The organism is Bradyrhizobium sp. AC87j1, from assembly GCF_002936975.1.
GTDB lineage: Bacteria > Pseudomonadota > Alphaproteobacteria > Rhizobiales > Xanthobacteraceae > Bradyrhizobium > Bradyrhizobium shewense.
Genome location: NZ_PTFE01000273.1, coordinates 1 through 721 on the forward strand (window position 1 = coordinate 1; position 721 = coordinate 721).

At 57.1% G+C, this 721-nt stretch carries 1 protein-coding gene; it reads right to left on the minus strand.

Translation table 11 applies throughout. The features are described 5' to 3' along the window. Positions 1-19: 19 nt before the first annotated feature. A complete protein-coding gene (locus CV770_RS41285; RefSeq protein ID WP_146101487.1) occupies positions 20-547 on the minus strand; it encodes a hypothetical protein in 528 nt (175 codons plus the stop codon). Positions 548-721 lie beyond the last annotated feature (174 nt).

The window sequence follows — 721 nt, forward strand, 5'->3', positions numbered from 1 at the left end:
TCTGTCGTTGAGAGGCTACCTAGACGCAATCTTGCTGCTCGGTCCGCTCGTGTCCCTCCATTGGTGCGAGATCGGCAACGCTCTCCTCCAAAATCGTAGCGACCTCCAACAATGAGATCACCAGACGTGGCGTCCGCCGGAGCTTCTCCTCCACGGCTACCGCGCGAAGATCGTTCAGCTTCCGCCCGCCTAGCAGTCGCCACCGTCCGAAGGCAATCTCGTGGACATTGCTGGATATATCTCCGACTGCCCCCCACGACTGCCTTGACTCGAGCAACAGCTCGTCCGCCATCCGGTCCATCGCCTTGATGATAGCAATCATATCCCGCGTAGCGCCCACGAGGCTGTATCCATCCCCATGGTTTTTACGAGAATGGCCGACGCTTTCACTCAGCGTGACAGCCAGAGACTGATTGTGCAGTTCGGAAAGTCGAGCGAGGAGACTCGTGAATCTCGACCGCGCCGTTTGGACAAGCGCCTCCAGTAGTGAAAAATTGGTCTGCATCGACGCGGCTGCAGCCTTTGACCTGATGAGTGTGAAATACATCCGTTGCTCCAGAGCCACCATGCCCTGATGTTCGGACGATTTTAGGAACCCCAACCGCAGCGCGCTTGAACGTCTTGAGCCACGATTGATCGATGCGAGCCTGAATGTCGTCCCACGGACATAATGTTAGGCCGAAAAGGCCGTCTCGCATTTGACACCCTCGCGGGAACGTGA